Source organism: Exiguobacterium sp. KKT215, assembly GCF_055635335.1.
The window spans coordinates 501,847-525,374 of record NZ_CM145756.1; the positions used below are offsets into that span (position 1 = coordinate 501,847).

23 protein-coding genes and 1 pseudogene are annotated in these 23,528 nt (G+C 52.1%); 11 read left to right on the forward strand and 13 right to left on the reverse strand.

Going from position 1 to position 23,528, the window contains the following annotated elements; translation table 11 throughout:
- The first annotated feature begins 66 nt into the window (after nt 1-66).
- From ACZ2GZ_RS02765 to ACZ2GZ_RS02780, 4 genes are all read left to right on the forward strand, one after another.
- A complete protein-coding gene (locus tag ACZ2GZ_RS02765; protein ID WP_470295454.1) occupies nt 67-798 on the forward strand; it encodes an SDR family oxidoreductase in 732 nt (243 codons plus the stop codon).
- Nucleotides 798-1,358 (forward strand): DapH/DapD/GlmU-related protein, encoded by a 561-nt coding sequence (locus ACZ2GZ_RS02770; protein ID WP_214798882.1) that lies wholly within the window; start codon nt 798-800, stop codon nt 1,356-1,358. The genes ACZ2GZ_RS02765 and ACZ2GZ_RS02770 overlap by 1 nt, the downstream gene beginning before the upstream one ends.
- Before the next feature lie 101 nt (nt 1,359-1,459).
- Nucleotides 1,460-1,786, forward strand: a complete 327-nt coding sequence (locus ACZ2GZ_RS02775) for a cyclophilin-like fold protein (protein WP_470295455.1) — start codon at nt 1,460-1,462, stop codon at nt 1,784-1,786.
- A 133-nt stretch (nt 1,787-1,919) separates the two neighbouring features.
- Nucleotides 1,920-2,318 carry a cytidine deaminase gene (locus ACZ2GZ_RS02780; protein WP_021066236.1) on the forward strand — a complete coding sequence of 133 codons (399 nt, stop codon included), beginning with the start codon at nt 1,920-1,922 and terminating at the stop codon, nt 2,316-2,318.
- Between the two features lie 51 nt (nt 2,319-2,369).
- Here the strand turns inward: ACZ2GZ_RS02780 and ACZ2GZ_RS02785 are convergent, their stop codons facing one another.
- The 3 genes from ACZ2GZ_RS02785 to ACZ2GZ_RS02795 form a co-directional block, all read right to left on the reverse strand.
- Nucleotides 2,370-3,308 carry a M23 family metallopeptidase gene (locus ACZ2GZ_RS02785; protein WP_470295456.1) on the reverse strand — a complete coding sequence of 313 codons (939 nt, stop codon included), beginning with the start codon at nt 3,306-3,308 and terminating at the stop codon, nt 2,370-2,372.
- Nucleotides 3,309-3,407: 99 nt separating this feature from the next.
- Nucleotides 3,408-4,124 (reverse strand): polysaccharide deacetylase family protein, encoded by a 717-nt coding sequence (locus ACZ2GZ_RS02790; protein ID WP_214802142.1) that lies wholly within the window; start codon nt 4,122-4,124, stop codon nt 3,408-3,410.
- 129 nt (nt 4,125-4,253) lie between these two features.
- Nucleotides 4,254-5,012 (reverse strand): MBL fold metallo-hydrolase, encoded by a 759-nt coding sequence (locus ACZ2GZ_RS02795; RefSeq protein ID WP_470295457.1) that lies wholly within the window; start codon nt 5,010-5,012, stop codon nt 4,254-4,256.
- A gap of 118 nt (nt 5,013-5,130) precedes the next feature.
- Here ACZ2GZ_RS02795 and ACZ2GZ_RS02800 point away from each other — a divergent pair, with 118 nt between their 5' ends.
- On the forward strand, nt 5,131-5,538 hold the full coding sequence (locus ACZ2GZ_RS02800; protein ID WP_029594764.1) for an Lrp/AsnC family transcriptional regulator: 408 nt from the start codon (nt 5,131-5,133) through the stop codon (nt 5,536-5,538).
- Nucleotides 5,539-5,575: 37 nt separating this feature from the next.
- Here the strand turns inward: ACZ2GZ_RS02800 and ACZ2GZ_RS02805 are convergent, their stop codons facing one another.
- Nucleotides 5,576-6,295: a GntR family transcriptional regulator gene (locus ACZ2GZ_RS02805; RefSeq protein ID WP_029594765.1), complete on the reverse strand. Its 720-nt coding sequence runs from the start codon at nt 6,293-6,295 to the stop codon at nt 5,576-5,578.
- Nucleotides 6,296-6,441: 146 nt separating this feature from the next.
- Here ACZ2GZ_RS02805 and ACZ2GZ_RS02810 point away from each other — a divergent pair, with 146 nt between their 5' ends.
- Complete coding sequence (locus ACZ2GZ_RS02810) at nt 6,442-7,791, forward strand: 6-phospho-alpha-glucosidase (protein ID WP_214802136.1); 1,350 nt, start codon at nt 6,442-6,444, stop codon at nt 7,789-7,791.
- 115 nt (nt 7,792-7,906) lie between these two features.
- Nucleotides 7,907-9,415 carry a PTS transporter subunit EIIC gene (locus ACZ2GZ_RS02815; RefSeq protein WP_470295458.1) on the forward strand — a complete coding sequence of 503 codons (1,509 nt, stop codon included), beginning with the start codon at nt 7,907-7,909 and terminating at the stop codon, nt 9,413-9,415.
- A 51-nt stretch (nt 9,416-9,466) separates the two neighbouring features.
- Here the strand turns inward: ACZ2GZ_RS02815 and ACZ2GZ_RS02820 are convergent, their stop codons facing one another.
- Complete coding sequence (locus tag ACZ2GZ_RS02820; protein WP_034779086.1) at nt 9,467-9,736, reverse strand: hypothetical protein; 270 nt, start codon at nt 9,734-9,736, stop codon at nt 9,467-9,469.
- 84 nt (nt 9,737-9,820) lie between these two features.
- Nucleotides 9,821-10,711: a helix-turn-helix transcriptional regulator gene (locus ACZ2GZ_RS02825; protein WP_470295459.1), complete on the reverse strand. Its 891-nt coding sequence runs from the start codon at nt 10,709-10,711 to the stop codon at nt 9,821-9,823.
- Between the two features lie 75 nt (nt 10,712-10,786).
- Between ACZ2GZ_RS02825 and ACZ2GZ_RS02830 the strand changes: the two genes are divergently transcribed.
- The gene (locus ACZ2GZ_RS02830) at nt 10,787-11,305 is read left to right on the forward strand and encodes a dihydrofolate reductase family protein (RefSeq protein WP_470295460.1); all 519 of its coding nucleotides are present in this window, start codon (nt 10,787-10,789) and stop codon (nt 11,303-11,305) included.
- A gap of 119 nt (nt 11,306-11,424) precedes the next feature.
- Complete coding sequence (locus ACZ2GZ_RS02835) at nt 11,425-11,844, forward strand: hypothetical protein (RefSeq protein WP_470295461.1); 420 nt, start codon at nt 11,425-11,427, stop codon at nt 11,842-11,844.
- A gap of 36 nt (nt 11,845-11,880) precedes the next feature.
- Here ACZ2GZ_RS02835 and ACZ2GZ_RS02840 read toward each other — a convergent pair.
- Nucleotides 11,881-12,222 (reverse strand): annotated as a pseudogene (locus ACZ2GZ_RS02840) (FGGY-family carbohydrate kinase); the annotation flags it as partial.
- A 99-nt stretch (nt 12,223-12,321) separates the two neighbouring features.
- Between ACZ2GZ_RS02840 and ACZ2GZ_RS02845 the strand changes: the two are divergent.
- Entirely contained in the window at nt 12,322-13,929 is a 1,608-nt protein-coding gene (locus ACZ2GZ_RS02845) for a hypothetical protein (protein WP_470295462.1), read from the forward strand.
- A 333-nt stretch (nt 13,930-14,262) separates the two neighbouring features.
- On the opposite strand, the gene gntK is transcribed toward ACZ2GZ_RS02845, so the two are convergent.
- The 6 genes from gntK to ACZ2GZ_RS02875 all read right to left on the reverse strand — a co-directional run bounded on the left by gntK (nt 14,263) and on the right by ACZ2GZ_RS02875 (nt 22,236).
- Nucleotides 14,263-15,762, reverse strand: coding sequence for a gluconokinase (gene gntK, locus ACZ2GZ_RS02850; RefSeq protein WP_470295463.1), 1,500 nt, complete (start codon nt 15,760-15,762; stop codon nt 14,263-14,265).
- Between the two features lie 17 nt (nt 15,763-15,779).
- Nucleotides 15,780-17,123: a GntT/GntP/DsdX family permease gene (locus ACZ2GZ_RS02855; RefSeq protein WP_214720306.1), complete on the reverse strand. Its 1,344-nt coding sequence runs from the start codon at nt 17,121-17,123 to the stop codon at nt 15,780-15,782.
- An 82-nt stretch (nt 17,124-17,205) separates the two neighbouring features.
- Nucleotides 17,206-18,090: a phosphogluconate dehydrogenase (NAD(+)-dependent, decarboxylating) gene (gene gnd, locus ACZ2GZ_RS02860; protein ID WP_470295464.1), complete on the reverse strand. Its 885-nt coding sequence runs from the start codon at nt 18,088-18,090 to the stop codon at nt 17,206-17,208.
- A gap of 138 nt (nt 18,091-18,228) precedes the next feature.
- On the reverse strand, nt 18,229-20,655 hold the full coding sequence (locus ACZ2GZ_RS02865; protein ID WP_470295465.1) for an EAL domain-containing protein: 2,427 nt from the start codon (nt 20,653-20,655) through the stop codon (nt 18,229-18,231).
- 236 nt (nt 20,656-20,891) lie between these two features.
- The gene (locus tag ACZ2GZ_RS02870; protein WP_021066253.1) at nt 20,892-21,485 is read right to left on the reverse strand and encodes a hypothetical protein; all 594 of its coding nucleotides are present in this window, start codon (nt 21,483-21,485) and stop codon (nt 20,892-20,894) included.
- The gene (locus ACZ2GZ_RS02875) at nt 21,472-22,236 is read right to left on the reverse strand and encodes a hypothetical protein (RefSeq protein WP_470295466.1); all 765 of its coding nucleotides are present in this window, start codon (nt 22,234-22,236) and stop codon (nt 21,472-21,474) included. Before ACZ2GZ_RS02875 ends, ACZ2GZ_RS02870 begins: the two co-directional genes overlap by 14 nt.
- 175 nt (nt 22,237-22,411) lie before the next feature.
- On the opposite strand from ACZ2GZ_RS02875, the gene ACZ2GZ_RS02880 reads away from it, so the two are divergent.
- Entirely contained in the window at nt 22,412-23,260 is an 849-nt protein-coding gene (locus tag ACZ2GZ_RS02880) for a MurR/RpiR family transcriptional regulator (protein WP_470295467.1), read from the forward strand.
- Nucleotides 23,261-23,528: the final 268 nt, after the last annotated feature.

The following is a 23,528-nucleotide window of genomic DNA, read 5'->3' on the forward strand; positions in this document are numbered from 1 at the left end:
AATAGTAGCATTAGACATGATGCTTGTCCGTTCCTATACTGAAGTCAATCAAAGGAGGAATGGATTATGACCATCAATAAAGTTGTCATCATCATGGGGGCGTCGAGCGGGATCGGCGAAGCGACGGCCCATCTATTGGCCGAACGGGGCGCGAAACTCGTGCTCGCCGCCCGTCGTCTCGACCGGTTGGAAGCCATCCAAGCGAAGCATCCCGAGGCCGACATCGTCATCCAGCAAGCCGATGTCACGGACTACGCAGCTGTCGACGCGGTGGTGAAGACGGCACTCGACACGTTCGGGACCATCGATGTCTTGTTCAATAACGCTGGCATCATGCCGACCGCGCCGCTCGTCGACGGGCGCCGTGACGAATGGCAGGCCATGCTCGATGTGAACGTGACCGGGGTGTTGAACGGGATTGCCGCCGTGCTTCCAATCATGGAACGTCAACAGTCGGGTCATATCATCGCGACCGATTCGGTGGCCGGCCACGTTGTCTATCCGGAGTCGGCCGTCTACTGCGGGACGAAGTTCGCGGTCCGCGCCATCATGGAAGGCTTGCGCCAAGAACAGCGCGAGAACAACGTCAAATCGACGATTATCTCGCCGGGAGCCGTCCAGACCGAGCTGTACAACACGATCAGCGACAAACAAGCCGCCCAGGCGCTCCATGAGGCGCAAACCGAGTGGGGATTGACGAGTGAGGACGTGGCTGAAGCGGTCGTCTATGCCATCGATACGCCGGACCGGGTCTCTGTCAGCAACCTCATCATCCGTCCGACGAAACAACAGGTGTGATGATGGGTAGCGGATTGAGAGAACGCGTGTCTGGCCGAACGATCGCTGCGGGTGAAGCCGTCTTTGAAGAGATTCATCACATTCAACGAGCCATCGAGCCGATACTCATGCGCCTGAATTATCAGTACTTGCCGAAAGACGAGTTCCAGCGGACGCTCTCGGAGCTGCTCGGGCAAGACGTCGCGGACTCGGTCACGGTGCTGCCGCCGCTCTATACCGATTTCGGGAAACACATCACGCTCGGGACAGACATCTTCATCAACCGCGGTGTCATGTTCACCGATCTCGGCGGCATCGACATCGAGGACCACGTCTTGATCGGCCCGTTCGCCAAGTTGCTGACGGTCAATCATCCGACCGACCCGACCGAACGGCGCGGCTTGATCACGAAGCCGATTCGCGTGAAACGTAACGCCTGGATTGGGGCCGGGGCGACGATTTTGCCGGGTGTCACCATCGGCGAGAACGCCATCGTCGCAGCTGACGCGACGGTGACAAAAGACGTCCCGGACAACGTGACGGTCGCCGGGACACCGGCCCGTATCGTTCAGACGTCATGAACGTCATCCGCCTCGGATTGGTCGCTTCCATGTTGTTTCTCGCTGGGTGTGGGGACGACACGGTGAGGAAGCCGGAGAATCAGGAAGGAGTGACGTCACAAGTGGAAGAACTAAACGTCTCAATACGTTTCGAAACCAACCCGACAGCCGAAGCGCTTCAAGCCCGTCTGCCACTCACGTTGTCGATGCAGGACTTGCATCAGAACGAGAAGTATTTCTATTTCGACGAACCGTTCCCGACGAACCCGGAACGTGTCAGCTCGATTCGGGCTGGGGATGTCATGCTGTATGGGGATGACTGTCTCGTCTTGTTTTATAAAAACGTCGAGACGAGCTATGCGTATACGCGCATCGGTCGGGTTGAGGACTTCTCCACGCTTGCACCGCTACTCGGGAGCGGGACGGTCGAGCTGACGTTTCAAAACTGACACAACAGTGTGACCGCTTTCAAAAATTCATTGACTTCTCTATCGCATGAGGTGTATGCTAAAAATCCTGCCCAAAAAAGAGAGGCCGGGAACTGGCATCAGTTCATTTCGAGTCAGAGAGGACAATGATCCCATGAACCAACAACAATTAGTCGAGCGTGCCCGCCAAGTGAAAGAGAACGCCTACTCGCCGTATTCGAACTTCCGCGTCGGAGCAGCGCTTCTCATGAAGGACGGTACGGTCATCGACGGCGTCAACGTCGAGAACGTCTCATTCGGTGCGACGAACTGTGCCGAGCGCACGGCCATCTTCACAGCGGTCGCGCAAGGGTATAAAAAAGGGGATTTCGAAGCCGTCGCGGTGTCAGGTGATACGGTCGACTTCTTGCCGCCATGCAGTATCTGCCGCCAAGTGCTCGTCGAGTTCGGCGACCCGGACTTCAAAGTGTTGCTCACGAACGGCAACGCCGACGTAAAAGAAGTGACGCTGGAAGAGCTCGTCCCGCTCGCGTTCACAGAACTCGAGATGTAACAGCAATGTCCCCACATCCATCGATGCGGGGACATTTTTTGTAGCTAACGATTACCGCCAAAAATTAAACAAGAGTCGCGGAACGGCGAGCGCGAGTTCGAATAAAAAGTCAGCGGCTAAGTCCGTGCGATTCGGTAAGTTGGATGGTTTCGGTCTGACGATTTGACCACAGACCGGCTTCTTTCTTCCTTTTAGACGAATCCGAAGTGAGGTGGCGGATGCCAAGTCGGGACTGTCCATCACTTGGAAGTGAAGGTGCGGTTCAGACGAATTACCCGAGTTGCCACAACGACCAATCAATTGGCGTGTCTTGACATGGTCCCCGACGTTGACGGCGATTGAGCCATCCTCGAGGTGAGCGAGGAGACTATACTCCCCGCCGGCGTGCTCCAAGATGACGTGATTGCCGAAAGGGCGACTCGAATCTGGAACGTCCGGTACATCATCGACAACCACCACAACCGTCCCATCCAACGGTGTGATGACGCGTTCCCCGAACGCATAAAACGAGTGGTTCCCGGACTTTGTCTTGTTGTATGACCAGTTGTTGTTCACTTTAATGAAATCGTAGGCGTATCGTTGCGCGCGTTCCGGATAATGCCGATTTTCACCAGGATGTGTACCGCCTGATACGACGAGCCAGTCATCCGTGAACGGAAGGTGGTATGTATGTTTCGTGAAGCGACGGTCGCCCCTCGAATCGGGTTGATGTGGCGTCATGAGTAGTTCCTCGATGAGGTCGTCCTGATTGAACATGACACTAAGCACGCGTTCCTTCCGGTCATCTATCCAGACGAGATGACGGCTTCCATTCAATTTCATGTCATTCACGACCCGATAGCGGCGAACACCTTCATTGAATGAAGTGGCGAGCCGGTAGAACGTGTCGAGCGAGGTCTGTTGTTTGAATGAGTCGGTCGTCTGGTTATAGATTGAATCGAATTGACCATCGAGAAATGATTTAGGAAACGTTCGGACGTTGGGTTGCATGTAGGTTCCACCTTTTCTGGTTGTTCCTATTGTATACGGCCTCAAGAAAGTAAAGTTTCGAGCAAACAAAAAGCTGAGCCCAGATGGACTCAGCATGTGTCATTCGTTCGGTTCCCACGGATTGAAAAAGTTGTACGGGGGATGTACCCCTTCTAACGTCCGGAACTCATAGTCGCGTTCTTTCGCGTAGCGGATGATTGTATCGAGCGCTTGCGGTGTCATCGAGTGATCGTGTGCCAAGATGATCGAGGCGATATTCATCTCGAAATTTGCCTCGAGCCGATTGAACACACGCTGCTCGATTGGCGCGTTGTCTTTCTTATAGATGTGATCGAGACTGCCGACGTTCCAGTCCCAAATCTCGAAACCGGCCTCGTCCATCGCTTGCCAATGCGCAGGCGTCATCCCTGCGTCGCTACCGTAAATCGTGCGGGCCATGTTCGTATGGATGCCTGTCAGTTCATATATGAGACGTTGTACGTCCTTCATTTGACGCACGGCCGTCATCGGCGACGCATAAAACTCCTCGCGCACGTGTGTCATCCCATGCAAGGCGATGAGATGGCCTTCGGCGACGATGCGTCGGATGAGGTGCTCATTGCCCTTGATATTCTTCCCAAGAATGAAGAAGGTCGCCTTCACCCGATGCTTCTTCAAGACATCGAGCAGCGCGCCCGTCTTCCGGTTCGGTCCGTCATCGAGCGTCAAATAGATGAGACTGCGGTCGTTATAAGCTTTCGGTTTCGGAATCGCTGCCTGTGACAGGGAGCTGATCAACAAAAAAATCGACATGAGCAAAATGACACGTTTCATCATCCAAACAAAACTCCCTCGAGGCAAAAAACGGGTGACATGGCATCGGTATGAAGCATAGAATACCACAAACAGGAGTCAAAAATGAAGCTAAAAATGCCCCTGACGTGGAAGGTCAGGGGCATCGTATCGTTAGCGTGAAATCGTCTCGCCGTCTTCTGGAACGATGAGTTGATCGGCGAAGCTGTGTGATGTCGCATAAGCACGTAAGTCAGGACGCGACAACTTCCAATGATTGACCGCTTCCATATGGACCGCGATAATCGTCGCGGCTGGAGCCGCCTCATGCACATGGCGTACGTCCTGTTCGTTCATGACGAGCGACCCGCCTTCGACGAATTGGTTGTCCCCGGCGTTGACGACGATGACTGCTGGTTGATGCGCTTGAATCGTCTTGGCGACTTCGTCATACCAGACCGTGTCCCCGGCGACATAGAGCGTCTGTTCCGTAGGGTGGGTGAAGACGACACCGCACACGAGACCGGCCATTTCTAAAATCGGACCGCGACCGTGCTCCCCAGCTGTCTTCGTGAGGTTGATTCCTTCGAATGCTGTCGTGTCGCTCAACACGGTCACGTTCGTGAAGCCGTCGCCTTCGATGACAGTCAAATCATCCTCGTTTTGAACGAACAGCGGGATCGCTTTCGGCAGAACTTGTTTCGCGACCTCGTCGTAGTGGTCGAGATGCAGGTGGGTCAAGATGACGGCATCGATGCCTGTCAGAATGTCGTCAATCGCGATTGGCAGGTCGGCCAATGGATTAGCGTCTTGCCGTTCCGAGTTCGGGAACGGGGGATAGGCGCCCTTCTCCCCGAGGAACGGGTCGATGAGGAACGTCTTTCCGGCGTATTCAACGCGGAGTGTGGCATTACGGATCAGTTGCACGTGCATAGAAAAATCTCTCCTTTTAGCTATAATGTATGTACAGTTTAACAAGCAGCCGTCGTTTCATACATAACACGAATCAAGTGTTTGGACGGATTGGCTTGAATCGTGAAAGGAGTCACCCATGCTCGATCCAACTGACCGCCTCATCATCGAGGCGCTACAGGCGAACAGCCGGATAACGATGAAAGAACTCGGGGCACACGTGCACTTGACCGGGCAGGCGACGGCGACGCGCGTCAAGAAGCTCGAAGACCTCGGCATCATCGAAGGGTATACGATTCGCGTGAACGAGGACAAGCTCGGGCTACCGGTCCACGCGATGATCACCATCTTTACGTCGAGCACGTTCCACGACCCGTACCTCATGTTCCTCGAGGAGCACCGGCCGTATGTCCGCAATAACTACAAGGTGAGCGGGGACGGCTGCTACGTCTTAGAGTGCCGATTCCCGTCGAACCAAGAGTTGAACGCCTTTTTGGACGGGCTCAGCAAGTACGTCAATTATAAGTTGTCGATTGTCATTAACTGACGAAGGACCTGTGAATCGTTTGATTCACAGGTCCTTTTTAATGTCTTCGTCCGGCGCGGATGATGAAGCGGTATTCTTCACTCTTGAAATACGTTTCTGTGAACTCAAACCGACTGCCATCCATAAGAAACGAATAGAGTTCGACTTTGAGTACGGGCGTTCGTTCACTCACTCCGAGCATCTCGGCAATCTCTTTTGTCGGGAGCACCGGGATGAACTCTTGGACGCTGTCCGCAATCTTGAACTGTTTGACTTCTTCGATATAGGCGTACTTCGATTGCGACATCACTTCGTACGTCAAGTCGGGGAACAGCTTTAGCGGCAAGTATGTGTCCTCGACGATGAGCGGTTCGCCGTCTGCGAATCGTTGGCGCCTCACGTAGAAGACGAGCTCGCCATCTTCGAGTTCGAGTGCCTCTCGCACTTTCTCACTCGGTGGCTGCAACGTGAAGGTGAGTACTTTGTTCGTCACTTCTTTCCCTTCTCGTTTCATGTCTTCCGTGAAGCTTTTTAATTCGTACATGTTGTGTTCAATCTTTTCGGACTGGACGTATGTGCCGCTGCCCTGTCGTTTCCATAAGAGACCTTCCTCTTGGAGCAATTTGACCGCCTGCCGGACAGTCACTCGACTGACGCTGAACTCTTCGACGAGTTGAGCCTCGGTCGGAATCGCCTCACCGGGCGCCCACGTGCCGGACTCGATAAACGTGCGCATTTTGTGGGCGACTTGTTGGTAGAGCGGTGATTTTGCTTTCATGACTGACCCTCCGATTTCGACCTGAATTCATACTTCTAGTATACACAAAGTAAAATGTTTTCAAAAATATTGTTGACGTTTAAAATAATATGTATTAAATTTGTATTGTAATCAATAAGATATGTATTCGAAAGGGGAACGCACACATGAAACAAGGACAACGCCTCGTCGTCGTCGGTGGCGGCAGCACGTACACAATCGGTATGATTATGAGCTTGATTGAAGAGAAAGCTCACTTCCCACTACGTTCAATCACGTTTTACGATACGGATGGTGAGCGCCAGGAGCGTGTCGCCAAAGCGACTGAAATCATCTTACGTGAGCATTACCCAGAGCTCGAGCTGTTCGAGTATACGACGGACAAAGAATACGCCTTCCGCGACAAGGACTTCTTCTTCGTTCAAATTCGAACGGGCGGCCTGGAGATGCGCGAGAAAGATGAACAGATTCCGCTCCGTCACGGCGTGGTTGGACAAGAGACGTGTGGACCGGGTGGGATGTCGTACGGGATGCGGTCGATTGGGGACATGATTGATCTCGTCGCAGACATCCGCCAAGGCTCACCGGACGGTTGGATCTTAAATTATACGAACCCGGCCGCAATCGTCGCCGAGGCGTTGAAGCGTGCCTACCCGAATGACAAAAAGATTTTGAATATCTGTGACATGCCGGCCGCAATCATGGTGAGCTACGCGAAGATTCTTGGCAAAGAAATTTGGGATCTCGTGCCGGAATACTTCGGCCTCAACCACTTCGGTTGGTTCACAGGCATCTATGACAAAGAAGGCAACGAATTGACGGAAGACATCAAGCGCGCCATCTTAGAGGACGGGTTTATCCCAGAAGACTCAGAGATCGCAAACGACCCATCTTGGATCAAGACGTTCAAGCAAGTCGAGAAGATGCTCACCGACTTCCCGGAATACTTGCCGAACACGTACCTTCAGTATTATTTGTATCCGTCCGACATGGCGGAGAAGGAAGACGTAGAGAACACGCGGGCCCGTCAAGTCATCAACGGCCGCCAACAACGTGTCTTCTCGACGTGCGATCAAATCATCGCTGACGACTCGCTCGAGAACGTGCATCTTGAAGTCGACATCCACGGTTGTTACATGATTCGCGTCGCAGCGTCACTCGCCTACAACAATGGCGACATCTTCATCGTCATGGTGAAGAACGACGGCATCATCGCTAACTTGCCGGATGATGCGATGGTCGAAGTGCCGGCGATGCTCACGAACCGTGGACCGAAACCGTTCGCTGTCGGACACATTCCTCGCTTCTACAAAGGGATGATTGAAGGACAGCTCGCCTACGAACAGCTCGTCGTCGACGCCTATTTCGAGAACAGCTATGAAAAGGCACTCCAGGCACTCACGCTCAACCGGACCGTCGTCGATGCGCCGGTCGCCCGTCAAATCCTTGACGATTTGATTAACGAGAACGAAAACTATTGGCCGGCCCTCAAACAACGGGAGACGGTCGCACGCTAAAGACGAAGGGGAGTCACTCCCCTTTGTTCGTTTTGAGAATTGATAACGCTTACACACGAGGAGTGAATCAAATGAGTCAATGGTTCGGGTATTTCAAAAATTCGGGAAGGCGCTCATGGTACCAGTCGCGCTCTTGCCGGCGGCCGGTATTTTACTTGGTCTCGGCGCGGCGCTAACAGGTCCGCTTGCAGAAAGTTGGACGTTTTTACAGAACGGGACGGTCGAAGTGATCAGTGCCGGGATGCTTCAAATCGGGTTGAGTATCTTCGCCAACTTGCCAATCATCTTTGCGATTGGTGTCGCGGTTGGTCTGTCCGGCGGGTCGGGAATTGCGGCACTTGCCGCACTCGTCGGCTACGTCATCATGAACACGACGATCTCGATTGCCCTTGGGATCACACCGGAAATGGCGGCTGAGAGCGGGGAGTACGGCATGTTGCTCGGTATCCCGTCACTTGAGACGGGTGTGCTCGGTGGGATCGCGGTCGGCTTGCTTGCGGTCTGGGTGTATAAAAAATTCCACACGTTCAACCCGCCAGAGATGCTCGGCTTTTTCGCCGGAGATCGTTCGGTCGGTATCGTCATGGTATTCTTCTCCATCTTGCTCGGTTTCTTTATGATGCTCATTTGGCCGCCGATTCAGACCGGCCTCACGGCGATAGCGAACGTCATCGCGAGTGATGCGACGAATCCGGCTTACGTCGGGTTATACGGAATGCTCGAACGGTTATTGATTCCGACCGGATTACATCACATCTGGTACGCACCGTTCTTATGGACGTCACTTGGCGGCACGGCGACGGTTGGCGGTTCGATTGTGAGCGGGGACCAATATATTTTCCTCGCTCAAATCGCAGAAGGTGTCGACGTGACGGCCGGACGCTTTATGGCCGGCAAGTTCCCGATCGTCATGTTCGGTCTTCTTGGAGCGGCGTTCGCCATGTACCGTCAGGCCGACCCGGACAAGCGTCCCGTCGTGCGTGGCCTCTTGCTCGCAGCGGCAGGGACGGCGTTCTTGACCGGGATCACCGAACCGATCGAGTTCACGTTCTTATTCATTGCACCACTTCTTTACGTCGTGCATAGTGTGTTGACAGGGGTGTCGTTTGCGCTCATGTACGCTCTTGACGCCCATATCGGCTGGGCCGGTGGCTCGGGATTGATTGACTATGTCTTGGTGAATGTGTTGCCAGGGACGCCGCGCTGGTGGATGAACCTCGTCGTTGGGGCCGGATTCTTCTTCGTCTATTACGGCATCTTCACGTTCGCGATTAAAAAATGGAACTTGGCGACGCCGGGCCGAGGGGGACAAGAGACGAAACTGTTTACCCGCAAAGACTACAATGAAAAGAAATCAGGAAAGACATCAATCCAAACGACGGCACTTGCCATTCAAGAGGCGCTCGGTGGCCGTGACAACATCATCGATATCGATGCCTGTTTCACACGTCTTCGTGTCGAATTGAAAGATGTGTCCCAAATCGATGAGGACGAGTTGAAGGCACTCGGGGCAGCCGGGGTCGTGAAAGTGAAAAATAACATCCAGGCCATCTTTGGAGGACGCTCGGATTTGTACAAGAATGAGTTGCTCAAACTGCATAAAGAGATGGACCAAGCGAATTGAAAAAAGAGCTCAACCGATTTACGGTTGGGCTCTTTGTCCGAGATGAGAAGGTTAGTTCGTAACCGACGAGGCACGATAAAATTGAGCGCCTTTGATGAGTGTCGAAGCGACGAGACCGATAGCGAGCGGCAGCGTGATGACGCCAATCCCTTGCTCGGTGACGATCATGTTGCCTTCCTCATAATAGCCTTTCAAGTAGAACAGCCCTGAACCGATCGTCTCGTTCAGTTCGAGCGTCGAGACGTTAAGGTACACCATGATAGCGAACAATGAGATGACACTGATTGAGACAAATAATTTTGAAAACGATAGCTTGGTCATGCGAACGCTCCTTTACATGTAGCAATATGGACTCATATTACTATATAAAGACAATTCTTACATGAGGACAAAGCATCGATTTGATTAACGATACCGGTTCCATAACCGCTCCGCCTGCTCTCGCATCATCTCCCGCAGTTCAGTCGGCTCGACGACCTCGACTTCCGCCCCGGCCGCGAGCAATTGCCGCGACAAGAAAGGCAACTCGGCTTCCGGTACGTCCCACTCATTCTTATCCCCGATATCGGGTAATACGTCTTCAAGCAGACGGCGGCCGAGCGGGGTGATGTTGAGCCGGACGGTCCCGCCGCTTCGGTCGTCACTCGCCTCGAGCAGCGTCGCCAAATCGTCCGCTTCGAACGTGTCATCAAGGAGACGCAGCGCTTCAATCCGGTCAATCCGATATTGGCGTAGCCCGTATTCCGAGAGACCATACACATACCATTTCGAATCGAGGAGCGCCATCCCGACCGGGGCGACGGTGAACGTGCGGCTGCCTTTCGTCGTCGCGTACGTCACCTCAATGTTGCGTCGTTGCTCGACCGCTTGAAACACGTCTTTCGTGAACGGCGCCGGTGGGACGGTCTTATTCCCGAGCCAAAGGATGTTCTTTTCGAGCTGTGCGATTTTCGTCTCGAGGTCGTGCGGCAATTCATTCACGTACCAGTCTGACAGCGTGTCCCTCATGTCCCCGAACGGCACGTCTGGAATCTGTTTCATCCATTTGAGGGTGAGGTAGAGCGCGACCGCTTCCTGTTCCCGGAGCTGGAGCGGGGGAAGCAGGCGGTTCGGCAACATCTCATAACCGCCGCCCGTGCCGGAGACGCTCCAAATCGGATAGCCGAGTTCCTCGAGCGTCAGCATATCGCGCTGAATCGTCCGGACCGAGGCACCCGTTTCAAGAGCAAGTTCATCCGCTGTGAACCGTCGACCCCGGTTCAATAGTCGAATCAAGTGCAAATGTCGTTTTTTCATCTCATTCATTCCCGTCATGTTTTGTCGTGTTTATCAAGTAAGCTGAATGTATCACGAATCAAGGAGGAATTCATCATGGCAAACGTCGTCTTATATATCGCGACAAGTTTAGATGGAAAAATTGCGCGCACGAACGATCAACTCGACTGGTTGTTCGCGGTCGAGGGGGAAGGGGACAACGGCTACGCCGACTTCTTCCAAACGGTCGGCGCGGTCATCATGGGACGGAAGACGTACGAGGAAGTGCTCCGGCTCGAGGACAATCATTACCCGTACGCAAACATCCCGAACTATATTCTGACGCGGAACCCGGACCGAGAAGCCGAGCACGTCACATTCACTGACGAGCCGATTGAGCAGCTAATCGAACGGTTGAAACAAGACGTCGACGGGGACATTTGGCTCGTCGGGGGAGGCGAGGTCATCAAAGCCGCGATGGAGCATGACTTGATTGACAGCTATGAAATCGCGATCGCCCCGGTCGTATTAGGTGAAGGGATTCCACTCTTCCCGGAAGGCACGAAAGAGACGAAGTTGAAACTGACGAGTCAACGCACGTCCGGACAGTTCGTCATGGTGACCTACAAAAAATAAGTGGTAGATGAGCGTAAATATTAATAATAAAATTCAAACAATAGAAACAGGAAAAGAAATACTCGACCTCTAATAAATACATTGTACAGATTCTGAATACATTTATTAGGAGGGTACGTATGTCTAATGTGGAAGCTTTTCGAGATCATATTAATGAGTTAGAAGTTTTTATGGAAGAAGTGAAATTAGAGAACGGAGATACAGGATTCCGTATGCAAGAAACAATTAAAGGCGGAGGAAATGTCCTATTTGGTATCATATTCAATGCAGAAGAAACGATTGTTGATATTAACGTATGGGGGCTTGCAGACATAACGAATCCAATGAAAAAAGAGGACTTGTTGTATCTTCTTAACACATTAAACCAAGATTACCGTTTCGCAAGATTCATCGAAAATGAGGGGCAAGTAAGTGTGAATTACTCGTATATCATTGATGATGGATACTTTAATCCTGGTAAAGTAATTCAACATTATGTTCTATTGTTGAATTGTTTAGAGAATGTTTATCCTAAATTTATGCGCCTCCAATGGGCGTAAACGAAAGACCAAGTTCGCAATGAACTTGGTCTTTTCTTATACATGCTTCCGCTGAAACGCGGCAATCGCTTCATACTCTTCCGCGAGATGATGAGAGAGCCGGATGTAAATCGGTAGCAACTCCCGGTAAATCGTAGTCGCTTCATGATTGGGCGTATGTTCATGCGGCACTTGCGGCACGGCGGTGAAGTCGTCGATGTCCCCGAACGCATACTCGCCGAGCATGACCGCACCTAAACACGAGCTCTCATGACTCTCCGGCACGACGACCGGCGTATCGAAAATGTCGGCCATCAACTGGTGCCACAGGCTTGACTGGGCGAACCCACCCGTCGCGTGAATCAGGTTCGGCGCGCCCTTCGATTCGTCGAGCGTCAATTTGAAATAATTACCCCTTCGTTAAAAAAAACACCACCTCCCTACTAAAAAACATTATATGATGGACAATGTTGGGAATTTGTAGAAAAGAGGGTATTTATGAAGAAAATATTAGCATTTATTCTAGGGGTTTTAATGTCAATCAGTGGATTGATGCAAGTCGACGCAGCAGTGACAACACCAAATGTTAGCAAATTATCACAGGCAATCACTGACGAGTTCAAAGTGGTGGGTGACAAACTTTATGGTATTGGTGATAGAGATGGACTTGTTTTGTATGATTTAAAGACTGGAACACTGTTACGTGATTATGAAACGTATAGCTCATACTCAAAGTTGGCCGTATCTGATGACGAGTCTCATGTTGTATTGATGTGGTCATACGGTATTCGATCGTTTAATACGTTTGGTGAAGTAAAAGAGGAAATTGAAAAAATTGAATTTGGCCCGTCAATGATGGAAAGTTTTGAAGGCGGCGGAGATTTTCTTCCGAACAGTTCCGTATTGATTCTATCTGGTGATGAAAAGTTAACGGCCTACGACATGACAACAAATGAAGTAAAATGGATGCGTGGAGCCGAGTCCGGCAACGTAACGACCTCAGAGCATTACATCCTTGTTAAAAATCAAAACAGTGGTCGATTATACACGCATGAAGGCGAATTCGTCCATGAATGGACCGATGTCAATGACATCTCAATAAGTCAAAGTGACAAAGTTGTCGTCGTTGGAGACAAAATGGTCAGCAGTTTCGGAGCAAATTCATATGACAAACCTATTCATTCGTTACAAGTACAAGCAACGATTGCAGATATTGAATCGAGCGGACAATTCGTCACCATCAATAACACACCCTATACGTTTGATTTAAAAAAGATTTACATGAATACAGACTTTGGAGGCAAATCAATTGATTTAACCGCGAGCGCAAAATATGTGTTAGCGACAGATTGGGACTATACATATGTGTACTTGGCAAATGGATTCATGGAACGTTCAATATCAGCTTATATTCCATCTACTCTTCAGAAATTGACAGCAGGGACTACGTATAATACGTCGCTCATGGTTAAAGTAGCATCTGGAAAAACAACTAGTGTGAAAAAAGGAGTTGTCTGGACCACGGACAAGCCTCAAATCGCTTACGTTAAAGACGGAAAAATTGTTGCAAAAAGTAAAGGAACCGTTACGTTAAAAGCAACTTACGAAGGACTAACGGCTAAACGCACGGTTACTGTGTTACCGGATCCGCGTCCATCTGACTATAGTTGGCTATTATCACAGAAAGCTCAGATGGTGAGAGGGACTTTCGTTGGAAGTCCTCATAAACTGTATGGTGATTATGCAAAAGTGAAAGGTTCAGCTGGAACGTTTGAAAGCGATTGGGGCTTTGGATATAAAGGTCGTCACCAAGGCGAGTTCATGTTCACTTCAAGTTCCAAACCTCAAAAAATTAACATTATCACCATGTCGCCGTCTCTTCAAAAACGCGATATTACGAAGTACGAGTTTCAAAAAGTGTTCGGAAAACCACGGAATTCTAATGGGGACTATTGGGAAACTTTTAAATTTACAAAAGCAGGGGAAAAATTAAGCGGATATTATATTGAAGAAGTAGCTGAATATAAAATCAACAACAAATTACCGATGTATGTATTCTATGATTCGAACTACCGTGTCCGCTACATTTCCCTTTACTCAAAATAATGCTAGTTCAATAGGTGATAATTCGTTTTTTTTGAACTGAAGCCTGAATGATAGACACTTGATAAAAAGTGCGCATTCAGGTTTTTTTTGCGTACAATCGAATTTATATAACGAGCCTATTTATTCAGACGGCGGAACACATCCATGAGTAAAATCATCCTCAACGAACATCAGATTAGGCAGCTCGAGTCAAATCCGAACTTCGAGTCGGTCTAGGAGCGACTAATCCAGTACACGGGCGATTTCAAGGTACGGGCCGTCCTCGAGAATCAGGAAGGAAAGGACACCCCTCAAATGACGAAAGACCAAGTTCGCAATGAACTTGGTCTTTTCTCATACATGCTTCCGTTGAAACGCGGCAATCGCTTCATACTCTTCCGCGAGATGGCGGGAGAGCCGGATGTAAATCGGCAGCAACTCCCGGTAAATCGTGGTCGCTTCATGATTGGGCGTATGTTCATGCGTCACTTGCGGCACGGCCGTGAAGTCGTCGATGTCCCCGAACGCATACTCGCCGAGCATGACCGCACCGAGACACGAGCTCTCATGGCTCTCCGGTACGACGACAGGCGTATCGAAAATGTCGGCCATCATCTGACGCCATAGGCTCGACTGGGCGAACCCGCCCGTCGCGTGAATCCGGTTCGGCGCGCCCGTCAATTCGTCGAGCGCCAGCATGACTGTATACAAGTTGAAGATGACGCCTTCTAATACGGAGCGGATGAAGTGCTCGCGCTTATGGTGGATACTCAAGCCGAAGAACGAACCGCGTGCGTTCGAGTCCCAGAGCGGGGCCCGTTCCCCCATCAAGTACGGGTGGAACAACAAACCGTCCGAGCCCGGCTTGACCGTCTCAGCGATGCGCGTCAACACATCATACGCGTCCATCCCGAGCCGTTTCGCCGTCTCGACCTCGCTCGCCGCGAACTCGTCGCGGAGCCAGCGCAAGATGATGCCGCCGTTATTGACCGGCCCACCGATGACCCAATGCTTGTCGGTCAAGGCGTAACAGAAGATGCGGCCTTTCGGGTCCTCGACCGGTTCGCGGACGACTGTGCGGATGGCACCGCTCGTCCCGATCGTGACGGCGACGACGCCTTGTTCGAATGCCCCGACCCCGAGGTTTGATAAGACCCCATCACTCGCCCCGATGACGAGCGGGAAGTCCCAACCGAGCGTCTCAACAACATCCGATTTAAGCATTAAAATCTCGGTCGTCGGCACGAGCTCGGACAGTTGCAGGGGCGTGACCCCCGCGACGTCGAGCGCCTCTGGATCCCAATCGCAGTTTTTCAAATTGAACAGTCCTGTCGCCGAGGCGATCGAGTGGTCAATTACAAAGCGACCGGTCAGGCGATAGAAGACGTACTCTTTAATGGAGACGAACTTGGCCGCGTGGTTGAACACGTCCGGATGCTCGGCTTTTAACCAACGCAGCTTCGACAGCGGCGCCATCGGATGGACCGGTGTGCCGGTACGCATATGGAGCGCACTCGCATCGAAGTTCCGTTTGATCTCTTGCGTATACGGGTTGGCCCGGCTGTCGGCCCACGTGATGCTGTGGGTGAGCGGGCGACCTGACGCATCGAGCGCGATCAGGCTGTGCATCGCCGAGCTGAACGAGGCGAAGCGGACCGGACCGTCGGCTTTGGCGCGAACGGCGGAAATCGCCTCGAGCACGGCCCCGTAGATGACGACCGGGTCTTGCTCGGCCGTCTCCGTGTCCGGGGTGAGAAGCGGGTACAACACGTTATGTACCGCGAGTTGTTGCTGGTTATGGAACAGGACGGCTTTCGTACTCGTCGTCCCGATATCGACGCCAATCGTGTACACACACATCACTTCCTAACTTAAATGATAAACAAGCTGATCAAGAAGACGACCGCGAAGCCGGTCAATCCGATAATCGTTTCCATGACGGTCCACGACTTGAGCGTGTCTTTCACGTCCAACCCGAAGTAGCGGTTGACGAGCCAGAAACCTGAGTCGTTGACGTGCGAGAGTACCGTCGCACCCGAGGCGATTGAGATAACGATGAGGCCGAGCGCGGCACCGGTGATATTTTGAAGTTCGAGAAGCGGCGTGATGAGTCCTGCCGCCGTGACCATCGAGACGGTCGCCGAACCTTGGGCGACACGGACGACGGCCGCAATCAAGAAGGCGAGCACAATCGCCGGGAGTGCTGAACCGGCCATCATTTCTCCGAGCACGTCACCGACACCTGAGTCGATCAACACTTGTTTGAACACGCCACCGGCACCCGTGACAAGGATGATAATCCCGGCCGGTTCGAGCGCTTTCGTCGCAATCTCTTGCACCTCGTCACGCGTATAGCCGCGGCGTGTGCCGAGGAAGATGAACGTGAGCAGCGTCGCGAGCGTCAAGGCGACGAACGGGTGACCCATGAACGTGAAGAACGTGCGGATGCCGTTGCCTTCTTCAAGCAAGACGGCGGACAACGTGTTGGCGAGAATCAACACGAGCGGAATCGAGATGAGCGAGACAATCATCTTGAAGCTCGGCAGTTCTTTCGACGTATCAATCTCTTCGAACTCCATATAGTCCGGGATAGTGACGTGAATTTTCTTGGCAATATACTTCGCAAAGATTGGCCCGGCGAGAATTGTTGCCGGAATCCCTGCGATGACCCCGAACAAGATGACCCAGCCGAGCTCGGCACCAATCAAGTTGGCGACGGCAATCGGACCCGGCGTCGGCGGGATGAAGCTGTGCGTGACGGCGAGACCCGCGAGGAGCGGAATCCCGTAGTACAAGAGCGAGCGGCCCGTCTTTTTGGCGAGGCCATAAACGATTGGAACGAGAATGATGAAGCCGACATCGAAGAAGACCGGGACGGCGACGATAAAGCCGGTGAGGGCGAGCGCCCATTGCGCCTTGTCCTCTCCAAACTTATTGACGAGCGTCTGGGCGAGGCGTTCCGCTCCACCCGATACTTCTAGCATCTTCCCGAACATGGCACCGAGACCGACGACGACGGCGACGAAGCCGAGCGTGCCGCCCATCCCGTTCTGGATCGAGGCGATGACGTCCCCGAGCGGCATACCGGCCGCGACCCCGACGAGTAAACTGACGAGGAGAAGTGAGACGAAGGCGTGGAGCTTCGTCCGCATGACTAAGAATAAGAGCAAGAAAATCCCTGCGACTGCGATTAAAATGAGTGTCGAACCCGACATATGTATTTCCCCCTTTACCGTATGTGTAACCGTTTACAAATATTTATAAAGGAAAAGGCCACCCCTGACCTTTTCCTTGCGGTTATTTCTTGACGACCGCGTGGCCACCGAACTCGTTGCGGAGCGCGGCGACGACTTTCCCTGAGAACGTGTCGTCCTCGAGCGAGCGGTAGCGCATCATGAGCGACATGGCGATGACCGGGGCCGCCGCCTGTAGCTCGAGCGCCGTCTCGACCGTCCATTTTCCTTCCCCTGAGGAATGCATGACGCCGCGGATGTCGTCGAGTTTCGCGTCTTTCGAGAACGCGTTCTCGGTCAACTCCATCAACCATGAGCGGACGACCGAGCCGTGGTTCCAGACACGGGCGACCTGTTCGTAGTCGTAATCGAACGGGCTCTTCTCCAAGATGTCGAACCCTTCGGCAATCGCCTGCATCATGCCGTATTCGATGCCGTTGTGGATCATCTTCAAGAAGTGGCCGCTGCCGGCCGGTCCCGTATACAAGTAACCGTTCTCGACCGAGAGATCTTTGAAGATCGGTTCGATCGTCGGCCAGGCGTCGGCGTCACCACCGACCATCGTGCAGGCGCCGTTGCGGGCACCTTCCGTGCCGCCGCTCGTCCCGCAGTCGAAGAAGGCGATGCCTTTGGCACTGAACTGTTCGGCGCGTGCGACCGATAACTTGTAGTTCGAGTTGCCGCCATCGATGACGATGTCACCCGGTTCGAGTTTTTCAAGCAGTTCTGCCAGTACGGCCTCGGTGATGTCACCGGCCGGCACCATTGCCCAGACGACGCGTGGTGTCTCGAGCGAGTTGACGACGTCCTCAAGCTTCGGAACGATTTCAAACTTCGATGTCGCCTCGACGTTCCCGACGTCCGTCCCGACGACGTTGTGACCGTGGTCGCTCAAGTTGAGCGCCAAGTTGTATCCCATCTTGCCTAATCCAATCAAACCGATTTGCATATCGTCACCTCTAAATCGAATTTTTTTCCATCTCTCCACTATAATATCAAATTAAATTCGATTTACAAGTCGAATGACGGAATTTTTTTCGAATAACAAAAAAAAGCGTCCCGACCTAACGAGTAGGCGGGACGAGGGTCAGACACTTTTCTTATATGGATACAGGAACGAGTCGAGCTCTTCGGCGGGCATCGGTTTGTTGTAATAGTAGCCTTGCGCCTGGTTGCAATCCTCGGCCTTGAGGAAGGCGACTTGCGCTTTCGTCTCGACACCTTCGGCGATGACGTTCAGCCCGAGCTCGTGCGCCATCCGGATGATCGTCTTGACGAGGGCGGCGTCCTTCGAATCCGTCTCGATGTTCTTCGTGAAGTGTTGGTCGATTTTCAGCGTGTCGATCGGGAACAGCTTCAAATAACTGAGCGACGAGTAGCCGGTGCCAAAGTCGTCAATCGACAAGTGGACGCCAATGGCGACGAGTTCCTCCATCGTCTCGATGGCACTTTGCGCGCTCTGGATGACGGTCTCGGTCAACTCGAGCTCGAGGTATTCCGGTGCGAGCCCGCTCGCCTCGAGCGCCTGGCTGACAATGTCCGGCAAATCTTTTTGCGCGAACTGGAGCGCCGAGATGTTGACGGCGACGCGGAACGGTTCGACGCCCGCATCCTGCCACGCCTTGTTCTGCTGGCACGCCTCATTCAAGACGTACTCGCCGAGACGATGGATGCTGCCGGTCTCCTCGGCGATCGGGATGAACTCGGCCGGGGAAATCATGCCGAGCTCGGGATGTGTCCAACGCACGAGCGCCTCGACACCGATGAGCACCTCGGTCTCGAGGTGCACTTGCGGCTGATAATGAATCGAGAACTCGCCGCGGCCGATGCCTTTTCGGAGCGCCATCGCGAGCTGTGACTTGCGCGCGACAGACTCGTTCATGTCTTTCGTGAAGAACTGGAACCCGTTCTTGCCGTCCTCTTTCGCCCGATACATGGCGATGTCGGCGTTCTTCAACAAGTCATCGGCGGTCCGCCCGTCGGACGGATAGAGGCTGATGCCAATCGAGAGGCTCGTGAACACGTCCTCACTTTCGAGCAAGAACGGTTGGTTCAACGCGTTCGTAATCTGTTGGGCGCGGTGGGCGGCTAAGTTGCTGCCGGTGTTCGGCGACAGGATGACGAACTCGTCCCCGCCGAGACGGGCGAGCGTGTCGCTCTTATTAATCGTCGTCAACAGCCGGTCCGTCACTTGGCGCAAGAAGACGTCGCCTGATGAGTGGCCGAATCGGTCGTTGATGACCTTGAAGTTGTCGAGATCGATATAAAACAACGAGAACGTCGACTCGCTGCCTTGGGAAAGCAAGGCGTCGAGTCGATCGTTGAACAGGCGTCGGTTCGGTAGGCCGGTCAGCGTGTCCAAATAGACGAGGTCGTTAATTTGTTCTTCGATTTGTTTCCGTTCACTAATATCTCGGATGATGCTGCTGAAGAAGAGGCCCTTCTCCGTCTCCCACGTCCCGAGTGACATCTCGAAGGGGAACTCGGTCCCGTCTTTTCGCAAGCCGACGAGCTCGACCGTGCGGCCGATGACGTTCGCTTCGCGGGTCTGACGATAGCGTTTCATGCCTTGCTCGTGTGCGACTTTAAAGCGCTCGGGCATGATGAGCGTAATCGATTCCCCGAGCACCTCGCTTGCGGCATATCCGAATAGGCGCTCGGCCCCGTGGTTCCATTGCACGATGCGCCGTTCGGCATCCGCGACGATGATGGCATCATTAGCCGACTCGATGACGGACTGGAATTTCGTTTCGAGTTCGATGGACTGACGCTCAAGCTGCTTCTCATTGCGAAGCGAGATCAGCATCAGCACGAACAGCGTCGTGACACTGCCACCGATCCAGAAGGCGAGGAGCGTACTGTCCATCGAGAAGCCGGTCAACGCTTGTGGCGTCGCGAGCGGGGTGAATTCGGCCGCACCCATGCCGATATAGTGCATCCCCGATACGGCGAGCCCAATCAACAGTGAACAGACGAGCTTCCGCCAGTGGAATCGTGACACGTCCGGGAGCGAGAACAAGAGATAGAGTCCGACGAGCGAGGCGACGAACGCGACGACGGCCGATAACAGCCACATGACCGGGTCGTACGTCAATACAGCGTTCATCTGCATCGCTTCCATACCGACGTAATGCATCGACACGATGCCGATGCTGATGAAGACGGCGCTGACGACGAGGTCGCGCGGTCGTGCCGTCTGCAGGCTGACGATATAGAAGGCGAACCCGGACGAGATGATGGCTGGAATGATCGAGGCGATGACGATACCGATATGATAGGATACGTCGGCCTCTAAATGGAATGCCAACATGCCGATGAAATGCATCGCCCAAATGCCGAGCCCGAGACTGAGGGCACCGGCGCTCACCCAACGGAGGCGCGACACCCGTTCGGCATACTTGAGCCGACTGCTAATATCGAGCGAGACGAAGGCCGAGAAGACAGCGACGGCGATCGATAACAAGACGAGGGGAAGACTGTATGTACTATGGAGGTGGTGTTCGATGGGGACCAAACCTTTCTTTAATAAAGTCGGGACAAATGGACGAAAACGGACAGTTTCTCAAAAATGAGCTTTCCTAGCGTAGCATATTTGTCTTGACGTGAAGGGAATATTTTCCACGGTGGGTCAATAGTTTGGCACATTAGAAGGATAAACCTATTATCAGCAGACATTGAAATCATATAAACGAAAAACCGTCCCGCTTCATGATTGAGAGGGACGGTCAAACATATGAAAAACGGGGGGGGTTAAAGGGAATCGAACGTCTTGAATATTTTGTCCACGACATTGTCAGCCGTGACATCCATCAAAGGGATTTGTTTACTGACGATATGTTGCACGCCCCAGTAATGACGATCGCTACTTTCTTGATTAATGGGAGTGATACGAGAATAACCATTGTCCAACTCAATGTTCATCAAATCAGCATTGCGTAATGGATAATAGAATCTCCAATGGTTTGACGGAGAGCACCCTTTCCCCCAGCTCTGCATCGTTTCATTGTCATATACAAATTTGGACAATCGAATACAAGGAAGCTGACTTTCTTTCAACTCTAATTCCTCATCATACAACTCAATCTCCATGACATATAACGGTCCGTCCCGCCATTCATTTTCAAACTCATTATGGTCTTTGTTTTGAAAGATAAGAATAAAATCACCGATGAACCAACCAGCAAAATCATTGTCTGATTTGTAGCGTAGAAACTTATCGACGACACTGACGTAATGACTTTTCTCCGGGGCGATAGTTTTCGTGTAGTCCATTAATTTATGTATGTTCTCGTATGTGTTATAGACGACATGGAAGGCGTTTCTTACGTTCTCAGTTGAATTCATAATATAGCTCCTTGTTGATTAGGGTATCGTTTTTAAAATCGATTGTTACTTTATTGGTTAAAATGTTGAAGTTGAATAATTGGTCTGAATGGATGAATGGTGCTCCGTTGATGTCCATATTGATAAAGTCCTCAAACCCTTTTCTCGTCAACAACTCGATTAAATCTTGGATGATAATCTGTTGAAACTGATCTAATCCATTTAATTGTTTTAATTCATGCAAAAAATCTTGCCAAGAAATGAACCCTAATTCGACACCGTTCTCAATTATTGAGTTGTTAGAGTTTTTAACACTCTGTTCTACAGCCTTACACATTTGTCGATCCGCAATGAAGAGAAGTACTCTATTCTTGTTAGTACCTTTACTTGAAACAATTCGAGATTCCCTTGCAAGTTGGTGTCTGCTTAACGTGTTCAAATCAATGTCAGCATCATCCACTGAAGAGAGACCGCTAATAAATTTCACCTCGATTCCGATAAGGGTGTCATCAAAAGTGAGTAGAGCATCTAGCTCACCTTCTTGGTCATATGGCCAAAATTCAATCTTATTTGCCCAAAAGTCGTCAGTGACTTCTTTAATGATTGATTCGACATTCGATGATTGAACTGAATTCGCTAATACTTTTCCAAGTCCGTCTGAAAAGGGAAGATAGCGTAGAGCACCGAAGACATTGCCTGTTAAATTGTCTTCTAAGCGTTCTGATAAGTTTGAACCGGTACGACTGACTTTTCCTTTAATCTCAGCTAACACAAATCGACCTCCTGATTCTTGAATTATGTAAGAATACATACAGTTATTCGTTAAAAGTAATTTTTTCCCTTTTCAAATCAACATCAATACTTCGTTGAAAATAAAATTGAAGGTCAGTCTTTGATTGCGGAATTTTTTTCGAAACGGTATCGTAAAAAGAAAAAGGGTGAGACATATGGAATCGATGAACGGCCTGGCCCGCATCCGTGGTGCCTATACGACACTCGGCAAGAAAGAGCAACGCATCGCCGACTATATCTTGAAGCAGCCTGAACGCATCATTCACCATACGATCAATCAAGTCGCCGACGACCTCGACGTCGCCGAGTCGACCGTGTTCCGTTTCTGTCAGCGCGTTGGTTTTAAAGGCTATCAGGCGCTGAAAATCGCGCTTGCCACCGACGTCGTCGCACCGCTCCAAGACATTCATGAGGACATCTCGCAAGAAGACACGCCACTTGAGATTGCGGAGAAAATCTTCACGTCGAACGTGAAGACACTCGAGGCGACACGACAAATCTTGGATGGGGCCTCACTCAATAAGTCGGTGGCGCTTCTGTTGTCGGCCCGTCGCATCGAGTTCTTTGGCAGCGGGGGCTCGGCCGTCATCGCGCTCGACGCGTATCATAAGTTCGTCCGGAGCGGATTGTTCGTCACGGCGAACTTGGAATCGCATATGCAGCTCATGTCGGCGTCACAGCTGACGACCGACGACGTCGCCGTCCTCATCTCGCACTCGGGCGCCTCGAAAGACACGCTCGACGTCGCGAAAGTGTTGAACGAGCGCGGCGTCCCGACGATCGCCATCACGAACTATGCGAAGTCACCGCTCTCGAAACTGTGTGACGTCGCCCTCTATACCGTGTCGCAAGAGACGGAGTTCCGTTCCGAGGCGCTCGCCTCGCGCATCGCCGAGCTCAGCCTGATTGACGCGTTGTTCACCGTCGTCATGATGCGGCGCGGGGAAGAAGGCAGGGAATCGCTCCAGAAAATGCGTGAAGCCATCTCGCTTCGACGCATGTGAAAAGGCTGACCCATTCTTGGGCCAGCCTTCTTTCAGTGTGCCCGGCATGGGCGTAATCTATAGGGTGCAAGTCCCGAACTGTGAAGGCAGAAGTAATAGTTAGCCAAGCGCAAGGGTGTCCACGGCGACGTGGAATCTGAAGGAAGCGGGCGGCAAACCTCCGGTCTGAGGTACACGAACTTCATACGAGGCTATGTGCGACTGGGTGAGCCTGCTGAACAAGGCAAAGCCCTTTCTGCCGAAGGTCGCATGCAGTAAATGGAGCAGA